A 4,779-nucleotide genomic window follows, 5' to 3' on the forward strand; every position below is an offset into this window, starting at 1 on the left:
ACGCTGCACCAGGCCGTGTTCGACGACACCGAGCTGGGCGGCTGCGACTTTACCGGCGTCGACCTGAGCAGCGCCACCGTGGCCGGCAACCGCCGCCCGCGCATGGGCCGCACCCGGGATACACGCACCAATTTCACCAACGCCACGCTCAACTTCGCGCTGCTGGGCCTGGATTGGCGCTACCTCAACCTCACGAAGGCCACGTTCACCAACATGCCGGTGATGCTACCCGCCGAGCCCGCCAACCCCGGCGCCGCCGAAGCCCCGGCCTGGGATTTGAGGAACCTCGTGGCCGATTTTGTTATCCTGACCGATGTGGAACTGCCCAATGCCGTGCTCACCCAAGCCAGCCTGCAACAGGCCGGGCTGCAGCGCACCAACCTGAACGGGGCCACCCTCAACAACGCCAAGCTGGGCGGGGCCGTGCTGGCGGGCGCGTACCTGAACTGGGCGTCCTTGGTGAACACCGACCTGACGATGGCTGACCTCTCGAACGCGCAGCTGGCGTATGCCGCGCTGACGGGCCTCGAAACGAAGTTGTCCGGGGCCACCATGCTCAACACCGACCTGACGGGGGCCTACCTGCTGGCCGCCGACTTCTCCGGCATTGGGGGGCTGGCGCTGCAGGGGTGCAATTTCGTCGGGGCCTGCCTGGTCAATGCCAACTTCAGCGGCACTACGGTCAGCAAGGCCGGCGACCAGCTTTCTTCCTTCGTTGGCGCCTGCCTGCAAGGCGCCAACTTCACCAATGCCCGGCTGTTCGGTGTCAATATGGGCTTCGCCGCCGTGGCTGAGGAAGACGGCGAGCTGGTCATCCACCACCGCGGCCGAACCCGCACGCAGAAGTACGGGCCAACCACCATTTCCGAAGACTGCACCGACGCAACCACCATGTGCCCGATAGGACACAAGGGCCCCTGCACCGAGGCCGACATGCAATCGAATCGGTCCCCCATGCACGAGTGGCCTTCGCAGCAAATCGCGCACCTGCTACGCGATGCTGAGAGTCTGCTCATTGATGGGGAGTAACTTAACTGCCTGTCATTCTGAGCGCAGTGAAGGACCTTGTCACGTTAGAACAAGTCGTTTGAACGTGATAAGGTCCTTCGCTGCGCTCAGGATGACAGGCAGTTTAGTTTGACTATACCTCCACCTTCAGCGTGGCCGGCGACTTCGTTACCTCGAATAGCTCGCCGTGGGGCACGATGGTAATCTGGCCATACTCCCGCAGCAACATCTTGTATGCCTCAGCCACCGGGCGCGGCTTGCGGTCGAGGTCGAAGAGGCCGCAGGCGTTCACGGTGCCCACTTTGCGCTCCAGGCCCTTATCCCAGTCAATCTGGTCGATGAGCGAGTACCAGGTGAAACCCAGCACGGGCACGCCTTCTTTCCGCATGCGCAGGATATTCACCCACTGCTTCCAGAGCCAGGTGGGGGCTTCCTTGGCGTCGAGCACGTTGGTTTCGGTGTGCATCACCGGCTTCTTGTAGCGCAGGTAGTAGTCGCGGGTGATGTTGTACCAGCCCAGCACGTCCATGCTCACGCAGATTTCGCCGTTGGGCAGCATGATTTTCTCGTTGCGGCCGTAGTAGTCGTTGCCCATAATCTGGTAGCCCGGCGGCTCGCCGGCCATAAACCAGTCGTACTCGCGGCGCGTCATGCCGTTGTCGTACAGGTAATTCACTACGTCGCCCTCGGGGTGGTGGCCATACAGCAAGTCGAGCGACACGAAGCGCAGCTTGTTCTCCATCTGCACTTCAATGGTGTGCTCGGCGCGCAGCTCGTGGGTGAATTCAGCCGACTCGCTCTGCACGATAATGCAGTCGGGCCGGTGCTTGGCAATCTTCTGCGTGCCCATGATGCTGGCCGCCACCAGGTGCTTCATGGCCGTCACAAACGCCTTGTCCGACTTCAGCTGCTCGTTCCAGATGCCGTCCTTGGCGCTCATCTTGGCCGTCACGTAAATCTCGTTCACCGGCGTGTAGTAGCGCACCCAGGGGTAGCGTTGCACCACCGCCTCGCAATAGGCCGCGAAATGCACCGGCAGCTCGGGGTTCTGGAAGTTGCCGATGAAATCGGGTACGCCGAAGTGCATCAAATCCAGAATGGGCGTGATTTCGAGGCGCTGGATTTCGGCCATCGCCGCGTCGGCAAACTCCCAGTCGTATTTATCGGGGCTGAGCTGGATTTTGTAGTAGGGCAGGCCGTAGCGCAGCACTTTCAGGCCCATTTCCTTCACCAGCGCCAGGTCTTCCTTGTAGCGGTTGTAGTGGTCGCACTCGGCCAGCAGGTCGCGGCGGGTTTTGCCGTGGTCGATGGTGGGGTAGCTGCACTCGATGCCGGTGGCAAACATGAAGTTGTTGGGTAGGCCCGTGGGCAGGCCGCTGCCGTTGTGCCCGCGCGCGCCGCCGTATTCGTCGCCTTCGTAGTTGCCGTCGCCAAAATGGTCGCGGATTTCCGTGAGGAATGATTTCATGTGGTGGGGACTTGGGGGCTTAGGGTCTTGGGGACTTGGGTCGGCGCGTAATCGGAGGTAGGGGCGGGGCTTGCCCCCGCCCGTCGTTGAACGGTTCGTATAGCAGCCGTTCAACGACCGGGCGGGGGCAAGCCCCGCCCCTACATCGTTCAGGAGTCCCGCCGCTGCTGCTCCAGAAACTTATCGGCCGTGCGCAGGCTCAGCGCCATAATGGTCAGGGCCGGGTTCACGCTCAGCGCGCTGGGGAAGGTCGAATTGTCGGAGATATAAAGGTTGGGCACGTCGAAGGCGCGGCCATTGCGGTCCACCACCGCGTCGTCGCCGCTCTTGCCCATGCGGGCCGTGCCGATGACGTGCGCGTAGCGCTGAAACGCCCAGATATCAGTCGCGCCGGCCGCTTCCCAGATGCCGCGCATGATTTTCTCGGCGTGGGCATTCATGCGCTGCTCGTTTTCCTGGGCCGTGAAGTGCAGGCGCGGCTTGGGCAGGCCGCGGGCGTCTTTTTCCTCGGCCAGCTCCATAAAGTTGTCGGCGTGCGGCAGGCAGTCGCCCAGAATGTTGATGCCGGCAATGTGGTTGAAGTTGCGCATGTAGTCGCGCAGGGGCTGGCCCCACATTTTGCGGCCCCGGGCCACCTGCCCGGCAAACGTCACGGGCATCACGCCAATGCTTTGCAGCAGGTAGCCGCCGGCAAAGTCGGCATCCTTGGGCCGGTGCGTGTCCTGCGAAATCAGCCCGCCGGGGATGCCCTTGGTGGGCCGCACCTCGTCGGCAAACGTGCCCCACACCTGCAGGCCGGGGTGGGCCATCAGGTTGCGGCCCACCTGCCCGCTGGTGAGGGCTAGCTCGTTCAGCATGAGCAGGCGCGGGGTTTCGACCGAGCCACCGCAGAGGAACAGGTGGCGGCAGCGCTGGCGCTTCTGCTCGCCGTTCTGGGTGTACACCACGCCGGTGATATAGCCGCGGGCGTCGCGCTCAATTTCCGTCACGAAGCTGTTGGGCCGAATCTCGGCCCCGTGCTTCACGGCCAGCGGAATAAACGTCACGTCCATGCTCGACTTGGCCCCGTTGGAGCAGCCGGCCTGGCAGAAGCCGCGGTTGGTGCAGGCCTCGCGCCAGCCCACGCCCTCCTGATAGTAGCGTGCCGACAGCGCGGCGTTGGCCGCCGGCGAGGTCTTGATGCCGAACTTCTCCGCGCCGCGCACCATCAGCTGAGCGGCGCTGTTCAGCGGCAGCGGAGCCAGCGGGTAGCCTTGGCTGCGGGCGGGCCCCCAGGGGTAGGGCGTGGGCCCCGAAACCCCGATAAACCGCTCAACTTCGTTGTAGTACGGCTCCAGCTCCTCGTAGCTTATCGGCCAGTCCTCGCCCTGGCCGAAGTCGCGGCGCACGGTCAGGTCGTCGGGTAGGGGGCGGGGGGTGTAGGCGGTATAGTGCAGGGTGCTGCCGCCCACGCCGGTGCCCGAGTTGTTCTTGCCCATGGCCAGCGGGTCGCCGCCGGCCGCCAGCCGCTCGTCGTTCCAGAACAGGAAGTCCTGGGCCTTTTCGTCGGTGGCAAAGTCTTTCTCCGGGTTGTGCCAGGGGCCGGCTTCCAGGGCCACCACCTTCAGCCCGGCTTGGGCCAGGCGGGCCAGCAGCGGCGCGCCGCCCGCCCCCAGCCCAATTACCACGCAGTCCACTTCATCGGCTTCGGGTGCGATGGCCTGCGGTTTTTCTTTGGGAATATCGGCGGCAGCAGGCGCAGTGGCGGGCTCGTCGGCCAGCAGGGCCTTTAGCAGCGGGTCCTGCACTTCGGGCTTGACGGGGTTGAGGACGCCTTCTTCGAGAACTTCTTCGTCGGGCATGTTTACGATGGATGAATGAGTGAATGGGTGAATGAGTGAATGGGGCAGACGGATAAATGAGCGTAAAGACAGCACAGTCATTCACTCATTCACCCATTCGCTCATTCACCCATTGCCACCTCCCGGTCTTCTTTTTCGTTGAGGCCGATTTTCGACCAGGCCGGCAGGTCGGCCATGCCCACGTAGCCGATTTCCTCCTGGGCCAGCGGGTGGGCGTAGTAGGTTTCGGTGAGCTCGGCCAGCATTTCCTCGAAGAAGCGGCCGGCGTCCAGCGTTTCCCAGGTCTTGCCGGGCGGGGTGCCGCTGGCCAGCGCCCGCAGCACCGCATCCTGCTGCTCCGCCGTTAGCGTCATAAAATCTGCCTGAAACTGCACCTGCGCGATTTCCTGTATGCCGCCCAGGCCCAGGCGGTAGGCCTCGCGGTCGGGCGGCAGGGCATCGTAGCGCCAGCCGTCGGCGCGG

At 63.8% G+C, this 4,779-nt stretch carries 4 protein-coding genes; 1 reads left to right on the forward strand and 3 read right to left on the reverse strand.

Annotated features, from left to right (window positions below; translation table 11 throughout):
• Positions 1-1,029: pentapeptide repeat-containing protein (locus tag ACYVDE_RS14660; RefSeq protein ID WP_460502290.1), on the forward strand; the 1,029-nt coding region annotated here is incomplete at its 5' end.
• Positions 1,030-1,141: 112 nt separating this feature from the next.
• Here the strand turns inward: ACYVDE_RS14660 and ACYVDE_RS14665 are convergent.
• The 3 genes from ACYVDE_RS14665 to ACYVDE_RS14675 all read right to left on the reverse strand — a co-directional run.
• Positions 1,142-2,476, reverse strand: a complete 1,335-nt coding sequence (locus ACYVDE_RS14665) for a family 1 glycosylhydrolase (RefSeq protein WP_460502291.1) — start codon at positions 2,474-2,476, stop codon at positions 1,142-1,144.
• 149 nt (positions 2,477-2,625) lie between these two features.
• Positions 2,626-4,317 (reverse strand): GMC family oxidoreductase, encoded by a 1,692-nt coding sequence (locus tag ACYVDE_RS14670; protein ID WP_460502292.1) that lies wholly within the window; start codon positions 4,315-4,317, stop codon positions 2,626-2,628.
• A 101-nt stretch (positions 4,318-4,418) separates the two neighbouring features.
• The coding region (locus ACYVDE_RS14675; RefSeq protein ID WP_460502293.1) for a gluconate 2-dehydrogenase subunit 3 family protein at positions 4,419-4,779 on the reverse strand (361 nt) is incomplete at its 5' end.

This window comes from Hymenobacter agri (assembly GCF_054778495.1).